Below are 21,546 nucleotides of genomic sequence, written 5' to 3'. Positions count from 1 at the left end.
GTCCGCCGAGGGCGATCGGCGGAACCGTACCGCGCCGGTCGGTTGTCCTTGTCGCCCCTAGCCAACGGCTGTGCGTTCCTGATGTCCAGATTGAGGGCGCCGGTTGAGCGTGTCATCCCTGCCGGGGCCCTGCGGTTTGCGCGGCCGGCTCGTGGACTACGCGTCGGGCGCGAGCTGGGACTACGGGCGCTGGACGCGCTCGTACCGCCCGCCTACACTGACGTAGCTGCGCACCCGGTATGGTGACCGTGGCTCCGTGCTGGAGGGACGGTGCAGCAGTACCGGTCCCTGTCCGACGCGGGCTTCCCCTTGCTCGTCCTAGGACCTCCGGAACCTCTACGGACCTCCGGACATCCGGAACCTCCGGAACCTCTGTGAACCTCCGGAACCTCACCGTGTGCCCGGCGCGGAGGAGCGCGTAGGCCGACCTGCGGCAGGAGGAGAGCCAACCGGCGCCGTTCGGACTGACGCGGGTGGCATGCTGGCCCTGGCCGCCTGCACTCGTCCTCACGCCGATCTGAGCACGTCCTGCCTCGATGGACGCTGCCAACGGATCAGTCGCCGACGATTGCGTCCAGCGGCGACCCTGCCTGCGCGGGAGCTCGGCACGCTCTACGCCGCCTTCCGCTGACGGCGCGGACGACCCGTCTGCCGCCTGCCTCCTTCCGCTTCGCATGACACGCCGCCATATGCCAGCGCGGCTGGAGGCGGCCCGACGGCGTTCCGGGACGAGGCTGCCGCGTACTGCGCCAGCGGCCCTCCGACGGGGCGCCGGAACTGTGGAATCCCCCACCGAACCGCTCACGCCCGCCACGCATGGGACCACCGCGGCTCTTGGCCGCGTGTCCGGCTTGTCCTCGGAATGTCCGAATTGACCGCCGCCCTGCGGACCCTGGGCGGCCGCCACGGCACCGGCCTGTCATCGATACCGTCCTCGGCCCGGCTGTGCCCTGTCTGGCTCTCGCGGCTGTCCGGGTCAGCGCGGACGTCAGTGATCGGCACGTTACGCCGGGCGGCCGGCGCCCCGGGGACAGAGGGCTAGTGGGCCCTGTCTGTACCAACCCTTGGCCCTGCGGATCGACCTCTCTGCACGGTGCCCCCCGACGGAGACCGCCTCTCCCTGGAGCGGACCGTGATGCGGAGGCGGGCGCCATCGGCCACGGGAATGCGCTTCGAGCAGTGTCGTCGAGCTCGTTCGGTCCGGCCAGATGCAGCCTGGACCGCACCCCGCTGTTCCATGGCGTGTTCGCCTGGTGCGGCGGAGGAAGCCGTACCGTTCCTGCCCGGCGTTCGAGGGCGGAGACCGCTGGAGACGGACCGCAGCATCGCGACCGCGTACGATCCTGACCTGTCGATGACGGAAGCAGGACGCGCCGTCTCTTGTCGGACACCAGCGACTGCCGCATGAGCGCCCTCCTGTTCGACGCCGTGACGGGACCGAGCGGTTTACGGCTAGCCACCTGCGGGCAGGTCCTGAGAACAGATGGCCCGGAGCTCCGACCTGGGAGGCTGGCCGCTGCTCTCCTGCTCGTACGCTGGGGACCCACCGCGGCTGTCTGGGATTGGACTGTGGAACCGTCCATCCGCGCTAGCCACCGATACCGTGCCCCGGGGGCCTGGCGAGGCGCCTTCGCGGCGCATGGTGCGCGTAACCGCCCCATGGCTGCCCGCGTGCTCTGTCCTTGCGGCGACGAGTTGGCGTCGGACTACGCCATCGCTTGGAACCACGGCACGCATACCGGCTCGCCCACGCAATTGATCGCCCTGCGCGTCCAGGCACCGCAGGACCAGGTTGGTCTGGCTGCACACGGGCTCGAACTCGGCGTCGCTCGGTCGTACGGCATCTCTGGGCATCCTCAAGGCCTGGCGCCGTCTATCCTTCCCGCCTCGACCCGGCCCGCCCGGGGCGCGGTGGCGCACATCTGTCGAGGACGTACTTCGCACCGTGCATCTGGTGCTTCAAGCGACGCCCTAGGAGCCCGCGTCGCGGGCTTGGACCTCCTTGTCGCCGTTCGCGGCTATGAGGGCACACCTCCGACGAGGACCCCGGGCAGGACGCCGAGCCGGACCCACCTGGCGTACGTCATCGTTACACCTCGGTGCTCCACACGGCTGTGCCCAAGGGCGTCGTATGCGCCTACCCACCGCGTGGCGATCCTCCAAACCTTGATTGACTACTGGAGTCGTCCCGCTTCGGCATCACGCCGGCGCGGCGTATGGTGATTGTGCCGTGGCATCGGCTTCGAGCGTTCTCGTGCAGGAACTGTCTGGCGGGTCCGTAGATTGGTTTCACCGGGGCGTCTGCAAATGGTTGCCGGACGAGGTGCTGCTGGTACGAACTCTGGTGGTGCGCTGACCGACTGGATGCGCGTCCACCGCGTGTCCAGATCCTGCTGCCCCGGCCACGTCCGTATGGCTCGGCGAGGCGCTCCGCGGAACGCCTGGGCCGGGCTGGCCTGCATGCACGTGCTGCTTGACCGGTCTGGAGCCGCTGCCTAGTGAGGGTACACCCTGCACCGCTCTGGAGCGTCGCCCTGCCGGGCCTGCGGATCCTCAACAGGCTATCGGGCCCACCGCGAGATGAGGCCTCTACTGTCACCGCCCACCTCGACCCGCGCCCGCGCTCGCGCCGTCGCCCCATCGCCGGTCAGCGTCGCCAACATCCCGCGGCACGGTATTCGGGTACGAGCGGCTCGCGTCCAGCGGTGCCGGTCGGTGGGTAGGGCGAGCCTCACTGCGTCGGCGCGGGCGTCGGCACGTCATACCTGGGGCGGCCGGGCTGACCGCGTCCGCTTCGCCCGGACCCCGCCGCGCCGGGGGAGCGGATGTACCGGACCGGACCTGGTCCGGTGCTGGCCACGGGACCCTGCAAGTTCTCGGCCGCGGCGACGACCAGTTCAAGGTGCGCGGACTTCCGTGTCGAGTCGGGCGAGGTCGAGCCGCCCTGCGCGAACTGCCCAGGGTGCGCGCCGCGGTGGTGCTCGCGGAAGAGGACGGGCCGGCGATCCACGTCCGGTCGCCTTCGCCATCCGCGACGGCCCCCCTGCCCCAGGACGACGCTGGCCGCCGCCTCCCCCGCACGGCTGCCGGAGCACATGGTGCCCGCGCCCCTCGTCGAGCTGCCGGAGATCCCGCAGACCCCAACGCAAGCCCGACCGGGGCGCTGCCTGGCCCACCGCCCCACGGCGCCCCCGCCCGCCGTCAACCAGGCCGGCCCCGCGCGACCACGCATCCGAGCGACTCTCTATCAGATATGGCGGGACCTGCTGCTGCACCCCAGCCATCGGCATCCGCGACAGCCTCTTCGACATCGGCGGCACCTCCGTCTCCGCCGTCAAGCTCGTCCACCCCGTACGCGAGGCATTCGCCGCCCCTGCGGTCGCGCGACATCATGCCCACACCCACCATCGAAGACCCGGCGACTCCTGCCAAGGACACCCTCCGGGCCGGACAGCAACCTCATCAACCCTTCCACGAGGGCGACGGCCCGGCCGAGTGGTCGCGTCCACCCGGCCCGGCGGCAACCGACCCCTGCTACCATCCACCTCGCCAAAGCCCTGCCCGACGGCCTACGGCGTCCACGGCATCCAGTCGCCCGGCGTCAACCCCGGGAATCGTTCCTGCTCACGGGTCGATGGCCATGGCCGAGGTCGTACATGCGCCTCATCGAACCTAGCCGGCCGACGGGCCGCGGTGCTCACTACGGGCTCTCCTATCGGCGGCCTGGTCGCCGCACGAGATGTGCGCGCCGCCTGGTCCGAGGCGGGCCGCTACGCGACCTGTAGCGTCGTATTTTCCTCCTCGACACCCTGAGCCACGACGCCCGGGCGAGGCGGAGGCTCGTCGATATCCGGCGGGCATTTTCGCTACGAGTTCCGCGCGACAACGCTCGTCCGGTCAACGGCATGTACCCTCGGGGCTCGAACGACCGTTCAGATCAGAGGCAGTACTTCCGCATCTACAAACCACACCAGGCTCAGCACCGCGACTATGCGCGGCAGCCGGATCCGCGCCCGCCCTGCGGTGCTCATGCAGGCAGCGGCTGGCGGCGACGGTGACGACACCTCCGTCCTGCGCGGCATACGATTCTGTGTCACCGTCCGCGCGCAAGACAAACGGCCTCGTCGTCGAACCCGGCACCCTGCGGCCACACTGGGACATGCTCAGCGAAAACGAGCACATCCGCAGGTCTGCCGCCCGCATCGAGGGGCCGAGAATCGCCATTCCTCGCCGGCCCGTCGAATGGCCACTCCGCACCATCGACCCGTGCCCCCGGGCTGGAGGCACGATGCAAACACCGCACTACCACCACTCTCGCGCGGCCGGTACTCGACACAGGCACGCCGCACACGAGGCGATCGCGGTCGCGACGGCGCCCAGCGCCGTTTGACTACGCATGCCGCCCTGCCGTACTGCCAGCCTCGCCTGCCGTCGCCCGCGTCCTGCGCCAGCCGGGGCGTGACGTCCCGGCTACAGGCGTGGCCGTCTGCCATGCCCCGCTCCCGGCACCTGGTCTGCGCCATCGCTCGGTCATCCATCATGCGCTCGGCGCGGTCGTCGTCCTCGCTCGACGCTGCCCAGAGCCCGCACGAGTCGCCGCGCTCCACATCTGGCCGACGCACGCCGGCAATGCACGGCATTGCTCTCGTACGACGGCTACGCCGCCACGCCGAACTCGCCTGGACGGCGTGCGGCCGTTGTGCCGTCGGCGAAGCTGACGGCGGCCGACGACGGCACGTCCGCCCGCCGGGCAACCCCGCCCCGGGACCGGGCGGTGCGTGCGTTCTTCACACCTCCGGCACCACCTGTGCGCCGCCCCTTAAGGGCGTCGACGAGGTGCCGCGTGACGGCTAGCGGCTATCCTGACGCACTGGGCGGCCGGGCCGTCTCCGCCCCGGGGCCGCCGCCGCCTCGGCCACGTGCCTGCCTGTTGTCCAACCCGGCGGTTCGACGCCAGTTCAGTTTCTATCGAAGATCTGTGGCGCCGCTGCTGACCGGCGGCTGTTGCATGCGTCGTCCACTGACGGTCGACGGGGGACGTCAGACCCCGACCAGGCTCACGCCGCGCGACGCTGCGCCGCGAGCGCATCGACACGTCGTCATCATCAGTCGCCCATCTGTCAACGACCGTCGTCGACAAGCTGCCGGAGCGCTTCGCGACGGCGCCGGCCGGGTGCTCGTCGGCGGGCGTAACAGATCAACTGCCCGATCATCTCGCGCCTGGTACCGCATCAACGCCGACCGCGGACACCAGCTGCTACAATACTGTCTATCGGCCCGAACCGAGGCACACTGATCGACCTGAGTTCCACCCCATCACCCGCGACTTCGACGGCGACGTGGTGTGCCCATCGGCCGCGAACCTCCCCGGCACGGACGCCCTGTTGGCCGGCGAGGACGTGCACCCGCGCGCGCGCCTCGGCGATGACTCGCGAACTCCTCCTCGCGGCGAGGGCGCTGGCCGCCGGCTACCGCCAACCTGCCCGAGAGCACCGGGCGCCGTCGTCCGCCTGCCCTGCACGACGGCGGCGATGTACGGCGCTGGATAACGGCACGGCGACCTCGTACGCCTCGATGCCGCCAAGCGAAGGTCGTCCACGTGTAGGGCGCGCCGACCGTGACAGGGTCACGTGTCCGCGGCTTCCGCATCGAACACCGTGCACGAGCTGAGACGGCAGCTCCTCACCCACACCGCACGTGCGGCCAGGCCACGTCGGCGCCCACCGTACGACGACGAGACGCACGTGCGTCACGACTGGTGTGGCGTACGTCGTCTCGGCGGGGACGAACCTCGCGTACGAGCGGCTCAACGAGCGCCACCTGGCCGCATCACCCTGTCCTTCATCTACATGCGTCACATCGCAACAGCACCCACCTGGTCGAGGCGGCGGCCTGCTCACCGGCAACCGGCAAGGTCGACCAGAAGGCGCTGTCCGCCGGGCCGGCCGAACCTGGCGGCCCGCCGGCACCACACGGCCCGGCGCCACCGCCGTCCAGCGCGAACTCCTCGCCCTGGCTGGCGAGATCCTGGGCGGGACGGCCCCCCGGCTCGGCGACGCTGGATCGCCTGCGGCGGCGACTCGCTCAAGGCCCTGCGACTCCGCTTCGAAGTACGTCGTTCGTTGGGCCCGTGACCTGCCCCAGAACCTCGTTCTGGACGCCGACTTCGCCCGCCTGGCCGAGGAGATCGAGGCCGGGGGAGCGCACGGCGTGTATCCGACGCTGGCCCGCCCGCACCCACGCGCGCACCGCGCCCCGCCACCTACGAGCAGCAGCGTCTCTGGCTCCTCCAGCAGCGCGCTCCGCACTCCGCGCCTACAACGTCGGACAGGACCTTCCGCATCGACGGCACCGTGGACACCGCCGCACTGCGCGAAGCCCTCCGCCGGCTCGTGGAGCGCCACGCGGCGCTGCGCACCGGCTTCACGAACCGGCCCCGAGGGGCTCCTCCAGGCCGTCGGCGCCCCCTACGACCCGTGGACGGACCCCGGGCAGGAGGACGGCGAATGGCGCGAGGCCGCCGGGCGCTTCTTCGCCGACGCCCTTCGACCTGGCGGTGCCGCGCATGCTGCGGACCCGCTGGATGCAATCGGCCGACGGCGGTGGGCAACTTGCTGCTGCACCTGCCACCACATCGGCCGTCGACGGCTGGTCGTTGAGCGTCCTCTTCGGCGAAACTCTCCGCCGATTACGCGGCATTGGTGAACGGCACCGAACCGCCGGAGCGCTCCTCCGTACCCCACCCCGCTCGACCATGCGGCCTGGCAGAGCGCATGGTCCGCCCACCCGGCCTGTGCGGAGCAACGCGCCGCGCTGCGCGACCACTTCGACGCGTCCGACGAGCCGGCCGCGCCCCTGGAGCCCGCCCGCCCCGAGGCCGGGCCCGAAGGGCGGCTGCTGCACGTCCCGCTCGACGCGGTCTGCGCGTCACCCTCGACCGGCTCGGCGCCGAGCTCGGCCTGACCCGCTTCCAGCTGCTGCTCGGCGTCTTCGCCTGGAGCTGTACGGCGTCAACCGGCCGCGCCCGGCCGCGCGTCGCCGCCCCCGTGTCGGCGGCCCGTCCAGGAATTCGATGGGCAGCGTCGGCCACTGTTCGCCAACACACGTTGCTGCTCCCGCTCGGACCTGCGCACGACGAAGACTGCGCGCCCCAGCTGAGCTGCGCGCCTGCGCCGACGGCACGCCCGCGCGCCGTGCTTCGACCGGCAGGACGTGGCGCTCGCCGACGTCCTCGCCGACGGCGGTTCGCCGGCCGCGGACAGAGAGCGCACGTTTCGAACGTCCTGGTCGTCCGGAGAACAACCGATTCGTCCCCGCCGCCCCTCGCCTGCCCGCTGCGACATCGCGCCCCGTGTGGCTCGCCCCGCCGAGGCCAAGTGCCCGCTGACCTCTCGGTGATCGAGCACGAGAACGGCTCTCGACTGGCACATCTCGGGCTGTACGCCTGCCGAACCACTTCACACGGGCGGCCGACGCGACCCGAGGCCCCTGGCCGGCTGTTCCGGTCAGCGGGCTGGACGTCTCGCGACGGCGCGGACCGCCACCTGGCCGAGCTCGTCGCACACGCCCACCCGCGGCCGCCCTGCCCGACACACGTTTTTTGCCGCCCCTGGCGTTTCACAACGACATCACAATGAAAGTGACGAAAGCCCAGCTTCACACACCGTCGCGAAGCGTGTTCGCCCGCAGGTCGCCACCCCCGGACGCACCCGCACACACGCTCGCTCTGGGACGGCGACACCACTCACCTACGCCGAACTTCGGCGCGCACGCCAGCCGCGTGGCGGCGAAGCTGGCGCTCTGCGGCCGACGGCGGACCGCGCGCCGCGGTCGCCCTGCTATCCTGGAAGACCCCATCGCCGAACACGTCGTGCCGACTGCTGGCGCTGGCCCGGATCAACCTCACGCCGTACCGCTCGACCCCGCCTACCCCCGGCCCTGCTCCGGCAGACCCTGAGCGGCACGGCCGCTGTGCGTCCTGTGCCGCCGGAACGGGACGGGGCGTGACGGAGGAGGTCGTCCCCGACGGCCTGCCGCGCCACCGCGTCGTCCTCGCCGACGCGCCGGCGCCCGCCCCCGCCTTCGTGCCGCCACGACGCCGCCGAGCCGCTCTACCTGCTGTTCACCTCCGGACTCCACCGGCACCCCCAAGGGGCGTGCAGGTTCCCGACGCACCCTGTCCGACCTGCTGCACTGGCAGGCACGGACGGCTCCCTCGCCCCGGCGGCGGTCACCCAGCAGTTCTCCGCGCTCTCCTTCGACGTCTCCTTTCCAGGAGATCTCTCCACGCTCTGCGGCGGCGGCTGCCTGCACCTGCCCGCCCGGCTGGCGGCGGACGCGCCCGCGCTCCTCGACCAGCTCGAAAACGCCGGCATCGAGCGCCTCTTCCTGCCCTACCGTCCACTGCACACTGCTCGCCGAAACACGCCGTACGCGCGGCGTGTACCCCGGCAGGCTGCGCGAACGATGGTCACCGCGGGTGAGCAGTTGGTGTGCACCGACGCCATCCGCCGTTGGTCGCCGGCTGCCCGGGGCGCGGGCTGTCAACCACTACGGCCGACCGAGACCCACGTCGTCAGCAGCCGTGCCTGGACGGCGACCCGGCGGGCTGGCCGGAGCGACCGGCCACGGGCGGCCCCGCCGCCGGCGCCCGGCTGCGCGTCGTCGACGACGCCGGGCAGCCCGTACCCGCCCGGCTGCCCGGCGACCTGCTCATCGGCGGGCCCATGGCCGCGCCCTGCTACGCGGACGGACGAGGAGCTCAACGCACCGGTTCACCGAACTGCCCGGCCTCGGGTTTTCTTTCTACCGCACCGGTGACCGGGCCCGCTATCGGCCCACGACGGGCTGCTGCACTTCCCTCGGGCCGCACGACGCGACCAACAGGTTCAACTCAGCAGGACACCGGCTGGAAACAACACTGGGCCAGATCGAGGCGGCGCTGCTGCGGCACCTCACTTTGCGACGTCGCGTCCAACGCCGTCGGTCGTCCTCACGACGACGGCCGGACGGAGCGGCCTGCGTCGAGTGTCCCGCGTCCTTAAGTAGTTTTGAGTGCCGGGGCGGAAACTGGACGGCCCGACCCCGAGAAACGTCACCGCCCGCAATCTGGTGACAGTGCTCCCCGGGCTACGTCCAGTATCGCCCGCTACCGCCGTGTTGGTGAACGGGCCCTGCCGCGACCTCACAGCGGCCAAGCTGGGACGACGCACAGCGTGCTGCGCCTCCGCGCCGCGCCCGGCGAGGACTGTCAGGCGAGGTAACTCCGGCCCTGCCCGACCCTCCACCCGCGCGATGGCGACCAGCTGTTCCGCGCTGTCGACGGAGGTGATCGGCCAGGCCCGTCGGCGACGAGCGCGCATCTTCGACGCGCTGGCGTCCACAGCCTCGGCCTGATGCGCCATCCACCTGCGCTGCACCACCGAACTCCGTGCACCTGGACGTCGGCATACACGGACCTGGCACAATGCAGCAGCGCTACACCGTTCGAGACGTCACGATCCGCCGCTCGCCGCCTTCGTACGGACCGGGGCACGGCCTTGATGATGCACGGCAAACTTAATGATCTCCTGATATCGAAGGGGGCGCGCGCCGACGAGCGATCGCCGTCAGTCGGCATGGCCCAGTGACGGCTGCCCGGCGCCGACGACCTGGCCGCTCTGGTCCCTACAAGTGGACAAGCCCGGCGGACGCAGGCATCGAGCACTTCGACGCCGCCGACGGACCGATCGGCGCCGCGCAGCCAGGCGATGTCCGGACACCGGCTCGCCTCACGACCCCCGAGCACTACTTCGGCATCGAGCCGCCACGAGGCCCGCTGATGGACCGCAGCAGCGTCACCTGCTGATCGACGGCGTCCAGGCCCTGGCCACGCCGGGACATGCGCGCGATCCGGTCCGGGGCACCGCGTCGGCCTGGTCATGGCCCAGCATGCGGCGAGCGAGAACACCTTACTTCCAGTCCATGCTGCGCGAGGCGGACCCGGCCCTGCCCGTGCGGTGACGCATGTCACAGGATGGCCCTCACCCACGACAAGGACCACCTCGCACCAAAGGCCGCCTTCCATCATCGGCCTGGGACACGGACCGCGTCCACTCGTGTCCAGGCCGTCCCTGCCGCCAGCTCGTCCCTCGCTGGACCCAGTCCACGTACGGCGCCGGACTGCACTGCTGCGCCAACGGTGCGACCGCCGAGGTATCGTGCTCGCCGCCGTGGCGTCACTCGTCGGACACCCTGCTCACGGCGGCTCCCGGTACCGCCGCACAGCCAATTTCTCCAAGGACGGACACACTGCCGTGCCCTTCAGCGACGACGCCAGCCACGGCACCAGTCACGCTGCGCCCCAGCACCCCAGCAGCACCTGGGACTGGTCGGCAGCCGCCACGCTCGTCACTCAAACTAATCTCCGCCAAGCGGCTCTGGCGCGCCCGACCCGATGGCGTACGCCATCACTAGTGTACGTCCCGTCGTCACCGCTCCGCCCTCACACAACCTCGATTACGGCATCCGGGAAGGGTCGGGTACAGCGCGCCGCGTCCTAGCCCGTCCAATGTGACCAGCGCAGACCCCGGTCATCCGCACACGCGCGCTGCGCGCGCTCTCCGGCGGCACGCCGCACCGCGCGACCCTCGGCTACGTCGGAGGGCACACACGGCACCCCTGGCTACCCCGCACCTCGGCGGACCCCGTACGAAGAGTCGCGCCCTGTCGCCAGGCGTAGCGGCCCGACACGGCCCACCGGTGGCGACTGCGCGTCCCTGGCTCACGGTCAGAGAGCCAGATCGGCGCACACTCGGGGCGCGGCGGCCGGCGTCGTCAGGCATGGTCGGGCCACGGCATCGCGGTCCCACCACGGCGTAGTCCCGCCCCAAAACAGTCGGACTCCACACCGCCTCAACTCCCGGATCGAGGCAGGTCCGTATCACCATCCCCCACCGAGGCCGGCCTGGCCAGGGACCGACCGCCGGCACGGGTGCGGCCGCGGTGAGCAGCTCGGGCACTCGGGGGCACCACCGGCCCATCTGAGGTGCTGGAGGAGGGGAACGAGCGGCGCCGTCGCGAGCTCCGACCCGTGCCGTGCTGAAGTGCTGTCCGGCAGCAGAGCCGCCCTGCGCGGCCGACGCCCTCCGCATCGCCGACTACTGGACGCCGCGCCCGAGCGTACGGGCAGGTGCTGCTACTAGGCACCTCCAGGCCGGGCGATCGCGCGCGCGTCTGCCGGCAGCGCACGCGTGCAGGTGGCACGCGGACAGCGGAGCACACCGCATGGTGGCGTGGCTGCGCGCACCGCGCTATCGCGGGCGCGAGCAGGTCACACTCCGTTCGAGGAGGAGGTCGCGGCGGAGGCCGCCGGCGGCGGACGCTGCCGCGGCGCTCACGGTCGTCCACGGCGCCGTGCTAGCGTCGCTGTGCCCGCCGCACGACCGCACAGCCCCGTGGGATCTCCCGCGCCCTCGTCGACCTGGCGGACTACGACTTCGAGACGCGTCGCAGCTCCCGTAGGTGAGTAGTGAGAGAGTCGGGATCGCACCCGAGCGTGCCTGCCCGAATGACGACTGGCTCACCCAGCTCGCAAGTGTGTATGGGTGGGTGGGTGACTGCGTGCACGCGCAACGGCGGGGAGGGCGCCGCGCGGCGACGGCCGGGACGCTCGTCGTCGTGCTGACCGCCGCGCCGCTGTCGCCGGCAAGGCCCGGAGCCCGCTGACGTATTACCGTCTGGGAAACCCAGTCACTCTTCGAGGAGTGGTGCGCGTCACGGGCACCGCACCGAACCAGTCGCCTCTCGCGCCGAGTGTGTCGAGGCGCACGCAGTCCTACCGAAGCCACCGAATCCGACACCGACCACGACCGCCGCCCCGCTCTCACGCCCTTCCGCTCCCACGCACGACGACGTGTACTCGCAACAGCGCACGGTGACGAAACAAACAGTCGGACTGGCTGCACGACGCGAGCCCCTCGCGCCGTGACCGGCGCCGTCGCGAGAGGTAGGAGTACGTGCCGCCGAACGCGCGCAGTCGGGCCTGCCTCGACACACCGGCGCGCTGCTCCGTGCACGCTGACCGGCACGCGGCCGCTCGCAGGCAGCGCTGCGGTCCAGTGGTGGCTGTTCGTACGCGCCAGCCCGCTCGAGCGGCGGCGTCCACCGGGGCCCGAACTCGCCCCTGCTGGCTGGGCGTCGCCGAGGTCGCGCCGCCGGTAAGTGCGCGTCGCACGGCCCGCTGGCTGGGACCTGCCCGCCGCCGACCCGGCGGCATCGGGACGGCGCCCTCCCGGACTGACTCAGCCCGGGCCCGACGCCGAGGAAGAGCTGCCCGGTGCGGCTCGCCCTTCGCCGGGGCTTCTGGTGGCCGCAGGCCTGCTGCCGTCCCGTAACCGGCCGCGACGGGCCAACCCGCAGATTCGGCGCTGGCCCGACGGGCCCGGCCGTTGCATCCTCGTCCTCGTGCCCGCACCGGCCCGCGGCCAAACTCGGTTCCAGTCGACGCCGCGCCGCGTCGACTGCTGGCGCACTCCGACTGGACGGCGGTGGTCTGCTGGGCCCGGCGGCTGCCGCGAGGAACCTGGGCGCCTGGGCGCGACGACCGCAGTCGCCCTCGTCTCCGAGGCCGACTGGGCGCAGGACACAGATCGACGCGATCCTGGACCGAATCGCCCGGCACTCACCCCGCACGTCGACGGCATCGTCCACGCGGCGGGCGTGGCGGCCGGCGGGCTGAAATCGCCCGGCGCGGACGCGCCGCGATGCGGCGCGCCTCGGCGGCGAAGATCACGCACGGCGCCCTGCTCGTCGAGCGGATCGTCGGAACGCGGACGCAGCCGCCTTCGTGGCCGATACTGCTCGTGCCACTGTGGCCGCACTCGGCGGCTCGGCCAGCTCGACTACGCGGTCTGGCCGCGAACGCCCTGTTGGACGGCTTCGCCGGCCGCTCAGACGACGGGACGACGGTGCGCATCGGCATCGACTGGGACATCTGGAGGCGAGGCCGGCATGGCCCTCGGGACGCTGGGAGAGCGACGCCCGTCACCAGGCCCACCTCGCCGTCGGCCTGGCGGTCAAGGAGGGCCGGCGTCTGTTCGGCGGGCTCTGCACCTGCAACTGCCGCCAACTGCTCGTCTCCCACGACGGACATCGAGCGGGCCCGAGTTCTATGCGGGGTCCGCCGCAGTGGCCGAGGCAGTGGATGCCGACACCGACGGCGCCGCCGACACAGCTCACGGATGGCTCTGCGCTGCTGGAGCTGGACGAGCTCGACCACGGCCGCTCGCTCTACGACCTGGGCGCGGACTCGCTGACGATGATCGACCTGATCAGCACCGTGGAGGACCGCTTCGGGATCGAGCTGGAGCTCTCCGCGGCTGAGGCACCGCGTCAGGCCTGGAGGGATCCTCTCCCGCCTGGACGAGGCCCGCGCGCCCGGCCGCCCGGGACACGGGTCCCGTCTCCGTCGAGGTCTGGCAGCAGGGCACCGGGACGCGACGTCCTGTGCCTGGTCCACACCGGTCGGGCCCGCGCGACATCCAGGCGTACCGCGCGCCTGGTCGCGGAGCTCGACCCGGCCCTGACCGTCGCCTGATCGCCGACCCGGCGCTCTCGCTCGCCGCCGGACGCACCCGGCTGGACGCTGGCCGAGCGGGCGCGCGCGTCGAGAGGCCCTGGAGGCCCGCTTTCCCACGCACGGCAGTTCGGCCGCCCGCCGGCGCGGCGGGCTGGTCCTTCGGCGCCGTGGGTGGCGCTGAGCATGGCCGCCGAGGCGGAGCGCGCGGGGCCGCCCGGCCGCCGGTCTCCAACCCTCATCGACCCGCCCGCCGCCGGGCGCCGGGGACGCCTCTCCGCACGTACGACGACACTCAGCTCGAAGCCGGTCTTCGCGCACGAGCCTGGGCCAGGGCGGCACGAGCCGCGAGGCGACACGGCCTACGCCCGAAAGCCTGGCCACTGCTGCCGGGCCAAACCTGGCCGCGATGACGGACCACGACGCTGCCGCGCCTGCCACGACCCTCGCTAACTCTGCCGGTACGGCATAAGCCGCTCCGGCTAGGGCCCGAGAAGCCGACCACCGCCTCGCCGCCACGGAACCTGGCCACGACGCCGTCTGACCTGACTCACTCCGGGTCCGGACAGCAGCAGGCGAACCCAACAGAAGCAGCTGCGCAGCGTTATGCATACCAAGTTGCTCGCGGACCCGCATAGCACACGTCGAGGGAGCTCTCTCGTTTTCCTCCTCCTCCCCCACCCCCAGCCCCGCACGTTGTTTCTGTTCGTTGTTGTCTGAGACGGAGAATCACTCACGGTATATTCCGTCCGGCAACTGGTGCTCCCACAGCCGCTGTGCCTCGGCGACCGGTAATCGGCGTCGGCAGGTCGGACACCGGCCGCTCCGCCAGCCACACCCGGTCTCGGGGTCCGTGGCGAGGCGCGGCAGCTCGTGGTCCGTCATCGCGGGCCAGGTTGGCCCGGCAGCAGTGGGCCAGGGCGTTCGGCGCGTAGGCCGTCCGCCTCGCGGCTCGTGCCGCCCTGGCCCAGCTCGTGCGCGAAGACCGCTTCGAGCTGAGTGTCGTCGTACGTGCGGAAGAGGCGTCCGGCGCCCGGCGGCGGCGGGTCGATGAGGTGGAGACCGGCGGCCGGGCGGCCCGCGCGCTCCGCCTCGGCGGCCATGCTCAGCGCCACCCCACGCGCCGAAGGACCAGCCCGCCAGCCGGCGGCGCCAACTGCCGTGCGGGAAGCGGGCCTCCAGGGCCTCCTCGTACGCGCGCGCCCGCTCGGCCAGCGTCCAGCCGGGTGCGTCCGGCCGCGAGAGCGCCGGGTCGGCGATCAGGCAGACGGTCAGGGCCGGGTCGAGCTCCGCGACCAGCGCGCGGTACGCCTGGATGTCGCCGCCGACCGGGTGGACCAGGCACAGGACGTCGCGTCCGGTGCCCTGCTGCCAGACCTCGACGGAGACGGGACCCGTGTCGGGCGCCGGGGCGCGGGCCTCGTCCAGGCGGGAGAGGATCTCCTCCAGGGCTGACGCGGTGGCTCAGCCCGCGAGAGCTCCAGCTCGATCCCGAAGCGGTCCTCCACGGTGCTGATCAGGTCGATCATCGTCAGCGAGTCCGCGCCCAGGTCGTAGAGCGAGGCGGCCGGGTCGAGCTCGTCCAGCTCCAGCCAGCGGCAGAGCCATTCCGTGAGCTGTTCGGCGGCGCCGTCGGTGTCGGCATCCACTGCCTCGGCCACTCCCCCGGCGGACCCCGCATAGAACTCGCGGGCCCGCTCGATGTCCGTCGTGGAGACGAGCAGTTGCGGCAGTTGCAGTTGCAGAGCCCGGCCGAACAGACGCCGGCCCTCCTTGACCGCCAGGCCGACGGCGAGGTGGGCCTGGTGACGGGCGTCGCTCTCCAGCGTCCCGAGGGCCATGCCGGCCTCGCTCCAGATGTCCCAGTCGATGCCGATGCGCACCGTCGTCCCCGTCGTCGGAGCGGCCGGCGAAGCCGTCCAACAGGGCGTTCGCGGCCGCGTAGTCGAGCTGGGCCGATGCCGCCGAAGTGGGGCGGACATGGACGAGCAGTTACGCCACGAAGGCGGGTGCGTCGCGTTCGACGATCCGCTCGACGAGCAGGGGCGCCGCGTATCTTCGCCGCCGAGGCGCGCCGCATCGCGGCCCGCGTCGCGCCGGGCGATCAGCCCGCCGGCCGCCACGCCCCGCCGCGTGGGACGATGCCGTCGACGTGCGGGGTGTGGCCGGGCGATCCGGTCCCAGGATCGCGTCGATCGGGTCCTCGGCCAGGTCGGCCTCGACGAGGGCGACGCGGTCCGCCCAGGGCGCCAGGTCCTCCGGCAGCCGGGGGCGGCGGGCCAGCAGGACCACCCGGCAGTCGGAGTGCTCCAGCAGCCACGCGGCGGCGCTGGAACCGATGCCGCCGGTGGCCACCGAGGACGAGGTGCACGGCCGGGCCCTCGGGCAGCGCCGACGGGGCCGTCGCGGCCGGTACGGGGACGGGCAGCAGGGCCTGCCGCCACCAGAAGCCCCGGCGAAGGGCGAGCCGCCGGGGGCAGCTCTTCCTCGGCGTCGGCCCGGGCGAGCAGGTCCGGGAGGGCGGCCGTCCAGCCGGCCGGGTCGGCGGCGGGCAGGTCCAGCCAGCGGCCGTCGACGGCGCACTCCTGCGGCGCGACCTCGGCGACGCCCGCCAGCAGGGCGAGTTCGGGCCGGTGGACGCCGCCCTCGACGGGCTGGGCGCCGTACGACAGCCACCACGGCCGCAGCCGGGCGGCGAGCGGCGTGCCGGTCACGGCACGGAGCAGCGCGGCCGGTGTGTCGAGGCAGGCCCACTGCGCGCGTTCGGCCGACTCCTCGCCGACGGCGCCGGTCACGGCGAGGGGCAGCGCGTGCAGCCAGTCGACGGTTCCGTCACCGGGGAGGGCGTCGAGCACCCGGCGGAGCGACACGGCGTCGGTCGGATCGGCTTCGTAGACGTCGTCCTCGACCCGCGCGAAGGACTTCGCGGCCGTGACGCGCACCACCCTGTCCCAGACGTACGTCAGCGGGCGCAGGGCCTCCGGCGACAGCGGCGCGTCGGTCAGCACGACGAGCGTCCCGGGCCGCGCCGGCGCGGCGCCCCTCCCGGCCCGGTGCAGCCGTACCCACTGCGGCTGGTGGAGCCAGTCGGATTCGGGCAGCCGCTCGGGCGATCCCGAACTCTCCAACTCACCTACGGGAGCGACGCGTTCGAAGTCGTAGTCCGCCAGGTCGAACGAGGGCGGCGGGAAGTCCCACGGGGCCTGTGCGGGTCCGGCGGGCCAGCGGACGGCACGGCCGGCCGTGAAGGCCGCGGCCAGCTCCGCCGCCGTGCGGCCCTCCGCCGCGATCTCCTCCTCGACCGGAGTGACCTCGCGCCCGGCGACGGTGCGCAGCCACGCCACCGCGGTGGCCGCGTCCGCGCACACCGCCGCGGCGCGCCGGCGACGCGCCGGACGCCCGGCCTGGAGGTGCCGCAGCACCTGCCCGTACGCCTCGGGGCGGGCGGTCAGGTAGTCGGCGATGCGGAGGGCGTCGGCGCGCAGGGCCCCCTCGCTGCTGCCGGACAGCATCAGGCACGGCACGGTCGGAGCCGCGACGGCGCCGTCGTTCCCCTCCTCCAGCACCAGATGGGCGTTGGTGCCCCCGATGCCGAAGCTGCTCACCGCGGCCACCCGTGCCGGGCGGTCGGCCGGCCAGGGCCGGGCCTCGGTGGGGATGGTGAACGGACCTGCCTCGATCCGGGAGTTGAGGCGGTGGAAGTCGACGTTGGGCGGGACGACGCCGTGGTGGACCGCGAGCGTGGCCCGGACCATGCCGACGACGCCGGCCGCCGCGCCCAGGTGCCCGATCTGGCTCTTGACCGAGGCCAGGGCGCAGTCGCCGGGCGTGTCGGGGCCGAACGCCTGGCGCAGGGCGGCGACTTCGACGGGGTCGCCGAGCGGGGTGCCGGTGCCGTGGGCCTCGACGTAGCCGAGGTCGGCGGCGGTGCGGCCGGAGCGGCGCAGCGCGGTGCGGATGACCTCGCGCTGTCCGGCGAGGGACGGCGCGCTGTAACCGACCTTCCCGGAGCCGTCGTTGTTGAGGGCGGAGCCGGTGACGACGGCGTACACGGTGTCGCCGTCGCGGCGCGCCAGGCGCAGCGGTTTGAGGACGACGGCGCCGACGCCGCTGGCGCCGATGGTGCCGCTGGCGTCGTCGCTGAAGGGCCGGCAGTGGCCGTCCTTGGAGAAGATGTGCTGCGGCCGGTACCGGTAACCGCCGGTGAGCAGGGTGTCGACGAGGACGCCGGCGGCGAGCACGACCTCGGCGTCGCCCTGGCGCAGCAGTCCGGCGCCGACGTGGACGGCCACGAGGGAGCTGGCGCAGGCGGCCTGGACGGTGAACGCCGGTCCGGTCAGGCCGAGATGGAAGGCGGCCTTGGTGGCGAGGTAGTCCTTGTCGTGGTGGAGGGCCATCTGGAAGGAGTCCGGCAGCAGGGCCGGGTCCGCCTCGCGCAGCATGGACTGGAAGTAGGTGTTCTCGCCGCAGCTGGCGACCAGGCCGACGCGGTGCCCGGCCGGATCGGCGATGCCGGCGTGGGCCAGGGCCTGGACGCAGGTCATCAGCAGGTGACGCTGCTGCGGGTCCATCAGCCGGGCCTCGTGGCGGCTGATGCCGAAGTGCTCGGGGTCGAAGGCGAGCAGGCCGGACATCTGGCTGCGGGCGCCGATCAGTCCGTCGGCGGCGTCGAAGTGCTCGATGCCGCGTCCGCCGGACTCCACGAGGGACCAGAAGGCGGCCAGGTCGTCGGCGCCGGGCAGCCGTACGGCCATGCCGACGACGGCGATCGGCTCGTCGGCCGCGCCCCCTTCGATATCAGGAATCATAAGTTCCGCATCAGGCGTGCCCCGGTCCACGAAGGCGGCGAGGCGGCGGATCGTGACGTGCTCGAACAGGTCCGGTATGCCGATGTCCAGGCCGAGTTCGGTGGTGCAGCGCAGGTGGAGGCGCATCAGGCCGAGGCTGGTGGCGCCCGCGTCGAAGAAGCGCTCGTCGGGGCCGACGGGCCGGCCGATCACCTCCTCGAACAGCGCGGACAGCTGTGCCTCGCGCGGGGTGAGGGCGGGCAGGGCCGGAGTACCCGCCGACAGGTCCTCGCCGGGCGCGGCGAGGGCGCGCCGCCGGTCCAGCTTGCCGCTGGGGGTCAGCGGCAGGGCCGTTACACGGCGGTAGCGGGCGATACGGACGTAGCCGGGGAGCAACTCACCCAGATGGGCGGTGAGTTCATCGGGGTCGGGCGTCGCGCCCCGGCACTCGACGCAGGCCGTCAGCCGGCCGTCGTCGAGGACGACCACGGCGTTGACGATCGCGGGGTGGCGCAGCAGCGCCGCCTCGATCTGGCCCAGTTCCAGCCGGTGTCCGCTGAGTTTGACCTGTTGGTCGTCGCGGCCGAGGAAGTGCAGCAGCCCGTCGTGGCCGAAGCGGGCCCGGTCACCGGTGCGGTAGAAGAACCCGAGGCCGGGCAGTTCGGTGAACCGGGTGCGGTTGAGCTCCTCGTCGTCCGCGTAGCAGGGCGCGGCCATGGGCCCGCCGATGAGCAGGTCGCCGGGGCAGCCGGGCGGTACGGGCTGCCCGGCGTCGTCGACGACGCGCAGCCGGGCGCCGGCGGCGGGCCGCCCGATGGCCGGTCGCTCCGGCCAGCCCGCCGGGTCGCCGTCCAGGCACAGGCTGCTGACGACGTGGGTCTCGGTCGGCCCGTAGTGGTTGAACAGCCGCGCCCCGGGCAGCCCGGCGAACCAACGGCGGATGGCGTCGGTGCACACCAACTGCTCACCCGCGGTGACCACTTCGCGCAGCCTGCCGGGGTACACGCCGCGGCGTACGGCGTGTTCGGCGAGCAGTTGCAGGGCGACGTAGGGCAGGAAGAGGCGCTCGATGCCGGCGGTTTCGAGCTGGTCGAGGAGCGCGGGCGCGTCCCGCCGCCAGCCGGGGCGGGCCAGGTGCAGGCAGCCGCCGCCGCAGAGCGTGGAGAAGATCTCCTGGAAGGAGACGTCGAAGGAGAGCGCGGAGAACTGCTGGGTGACCGCGCCGGGGGCGAGGGAGCCGTCCGTGGCCTGCCAGTGCAGCAGGTCGGACAGGGTGCGGTCGGGAACCTGGACGCCCTTGGGGGTGCCGGTGGAGCCGGAGGTGAACAGCAGGTAGAGCGGCTCGGCGGCGTCGTGCGGCACGAAGGCGGGGGCGGGCGCCGGCGCGTCGGCGAGGACGACGCGGTGGCGCGGCAGGCCGTCGGGGACGACCTCCTCCGTCACGCCCGTCCCGTCCGGCGGCACCAGGACGCACAGCGGCCGTGCCCGCTCCAGGGTCTGCCGGAGCAGGGCCGGGGGGTAGGCGGGGTCGAGCGGTACGGCGGTGAGGTTGATCCGGGCCAGCGCCAGCAGTGCCACGACGTGTTCGGGCGAGGGCTCCAGGAGCAGGGCGACGCGGCGCGGTCCGCCGTCGGCCGCCAGAGCGCCCAGCTCCGCCGCCAACGCGGCGGCGTGCGCGTCGAGTTCGGCGTAGGTGAGGGTGCGGCCGTCCCAGGCGAGCGCGGGTGCGTCGGGGGTGGCCCGGACCTGGCGGGCGAAACCTTCGGCGACGGTGGTGAAGGCGGGCTCCACCGGTTCGCCGCGGCCGTGGTCGGGCAGGGCGGCGCGGTGCGTGGCGACGAGCTCGGCCAGGGTGGCGGTCCCGCCGTCGGCGAGACGGTCCAGCCCCTGCCGGAACAGGCCGGCCAGGGCCTCGGCGTCGGCCGCCGTGAAGTGGTCGGCGGCGTACTCCCAGAGGCAGTCGAAGCCGTTCTCGTGCTCGATCACCGAGAGGGTCAGCGGGCACTTGGCCTCGGCCGGGGCGAGCCACACGGGGCGGGTGTCGCAGCCGGGCAGGGCGAGGGCGGCGAAGTCGGTGTTCTCCAGGACGAACAGGACGTCGAACGGGCTCTGTCCGGCGGCGAACCGCCGGTCGGCGAGGACGTCGGCGAGCGCCACGTCCTGCCGGTCGAGCACCGCGCGGGCGCCGTCGGCCAGGCGCAGCAGCTGGGCGCGCAGGTCTTCGTCGTGCCGCAGGTCGAGCGGGAGCAGCACGGTGTTGGCGAACATGCCGACGCTGCCCTCGAATTCCTGGACGGGCCGGCCCGACACGGGGGCGGCGACGCGCGGCCGGGCGCGGCCGGTGACGCCGTACAGGCTCCAGGCGAAGACGCCGAGCAGCAGCTGGAAGCGGGTCAGGCCGAGCTCGGCGCCGAGCCGGTCGAGGGTGACGCGCAGACCGGCGTCGAGCGGGACGTGCAGCAGCCGCCCTTCGGGCCCGGCCTCGGGGCGGGCGGGCTCCAGGGGCGCGGCCGGCTCGTCGGACGCGTCGAAGTGGTCGCGCAGCGCGGCGCGTTGCTCCGCACAGGCCGGGTGGGCGGACCATGCGCTCTGCCAGGCCGCATGGTCGAGCGGGGTGGGTACGGAGGAGCGCTCCGGCGGTTCGGTGCCGTTCACCAATGCCGCGTAATCGGCGGAGAGTTCGCCGAAGAGGACGCTCAACGACCAGCCGTCGACGGCGATGTGGTGCAGGTGCAGCAGCAAGTGCCCACCGCCGTCGGCCGATTGCATCCAGCGGGTCCGCAGCATGCGCGGCACCGCCAGGTCGAAGGGCTCGGCGAAGAAGCGCCCGGCGGCCTCGCGCCAGTCGCCGTCCTCCTGCCCGGGGTCCGTCCACGGGTCGTAGGGGGCGCCGACGGCCTGGAGGAGCCCCTCGGGGCCGGTCGTGAAGCCGGTGCGCAGCGCCGCGTGGCGCTCCACGAGCCGGCGGAGGGCTTCGCGCAGTGCGGCGGTGTCCACGGTGCCGTCGATGCGGAAGGCCTGTCCGACGTTGTAGGCGCGGGAGTGCGGAGCGCGCTGCTGGAGGAGCCAGAGACGCTGCTGCTCGGAGGTGGCGGGCGCGGTGCGCGCGTGGGTGCGGGCGGGCAGCGTCGGATACACGCCGGTGCGCTCCCCGGCCTCGATCTCCTCGGCCAGGCGGGCGAAGTCGGCGTCCAGAACGAGGTT

Annotated in this window: 9 protein-coding genes and 1 pseudogene; 4 read left to right on the top strand and 6 right to left on the bottom strand. The window is 72.9% G+C overall.

The annotated features are described in order from the left end of the window. Positions 1-2,731 precede the first annotated feature (2,731 nt). Positions 2,732-3,010: a hypothetical protein gene (locus ABD794_RS17255; RefSeq protein WP_344964399.1), complete on the bottom strand. Its 279-nt coding sequence runs from the start codon at positions 3,008-3,010 to the stop codon at positions 2,732-2,734. 1,646 nt (positions 3,011-4,656) lie between these two features. Then, positions 4,657-4,791, bottom strand: coding sequence for a hypothetical protein (locus tag ABD794_RS17250; protein ID WP_344964397.1), 135 nt, complete (start codon positions 4,789-4,791; stop codon positions 4,657-4,659). A 548-nt stretch (positions 4,792-5,339) separates the two neighbouring features. On the opposite strand from ABD794_RS17250, the gene ABD794_RS17245 reads away from it, so the two are divergent. Then, the gene (locus tag ABD794_RS17245) at positions 5,340-5,549 is read left to right on the top strand and encodes a hypothetical protein (protein WP_344964395.1); all 210 of its coding nucleotides are present in this window, start codon (positions 5,340-5,342) and stop codon (positions 5,547-5,549) included. 211 nt (positions 5,550-5,760) lie between these two features. Continuing rightward, a complete protein-coding gene (locus tag ABD794_RS17240; RefSeq protein WP_344964393.1) occupies positions 5,761-6,705 on the top strand; it encodes a hypothetical protein in 945 nt (314 codons plus the stop codon). Between the two features lie 1,838 nt (positions 6,706-8,543). Here ABD794_RS17240 and ABD794_RS17235 read toward each other — a convergent pair. Next, positions 8,544-8,765: a hypothetical protein gene (locus ABD794_RS17235; RefSeq protein WP_344964391.1), complete on the bottom strand. Its 222-nt coding sequence runs from the start codon at positions 8,763-8,765 to the stop codon at positions 8,544-8,546. A gap of 860 nt (positions 8,766-9,625) precedes the next feature. Here ABD794_RS17235 and ABD794_RS17230 point away from each other — a divergent pair. Together ABD794_RS17230 and ABD794_RS17225 are read left to right on the top strand one after the other, a co-directional pair. Then, positions 9,626-9,847 (top strand): hypothetical protein, encoded by a 222-nt coding sequence (locus ABD794_RS17230; RefSeq protein WP_344964388.1) that lies wholly within the window; start codon positions 9,626-9,628, stop codon positions 9,845-9,847. Positions 9,848-12,826: 2,979 nt separating this feature from the next. Next, a complete protein-coding gene (locus ABD794_RS17225) occupies positions 12,827-13,576 on the top strand; it encodes an acyl carrier protein (RefSeq protein ID WP_344964386.1) in 750 nt (249 codons plus the stop codon). 860 nt (positions 13,577-14,436) lie between these two features. Here the strand turns inward: ABD794_RS17225 and ABD794_RS17220 are convergent. The 3 genes and pseudogenes from ABD794_RS17220 to ABD794_RS17210 form a co-directional block, all read right to left on the bottom strand. Next, positions 14,437-14,658 (bottom strand): hypothetical protein, encoded by a 222-nt coding sequence (locus ABD794_RS17220; RefSeq protein ID WP_344964384.1) that lies wholly within the window; start codon positions 14,656-14,658, stop codon positions 14,437-14,439. 76 nt (positions 14,659-14,734) lie between these two features. Beyond that, a pseudogene (locus ABD794_RS17215) lies at positions 14,735-14,854 on the bottom strand (hypothetical protein); the annotation flags it as partial. Further along, positions 14,827-21,480 (bottom strand): AMP-binding protein, encoded by a 6,654-nt coding sequence (locus tag ABD794_RS17210; RefSeq protein ID WP_344964381.1) that lies wholly within the window; start codon positions 21,478-21,480, stop codon positions 14,827-14,829. The gene ABD794_RS17210 and the pseudogene ABD794_RS17215, both read right to left, overlap by 28 nt. Positions 21,481-21,546: the final 66 nt, after the last annotated feature.

This window comes from Streptomyces thioluteus (assembly GCF_039535865.1).
Note: the sequence above shows the minus strand (reverse complement) of the source record. Positions and strands in the feature narration are given on the sequence as shown.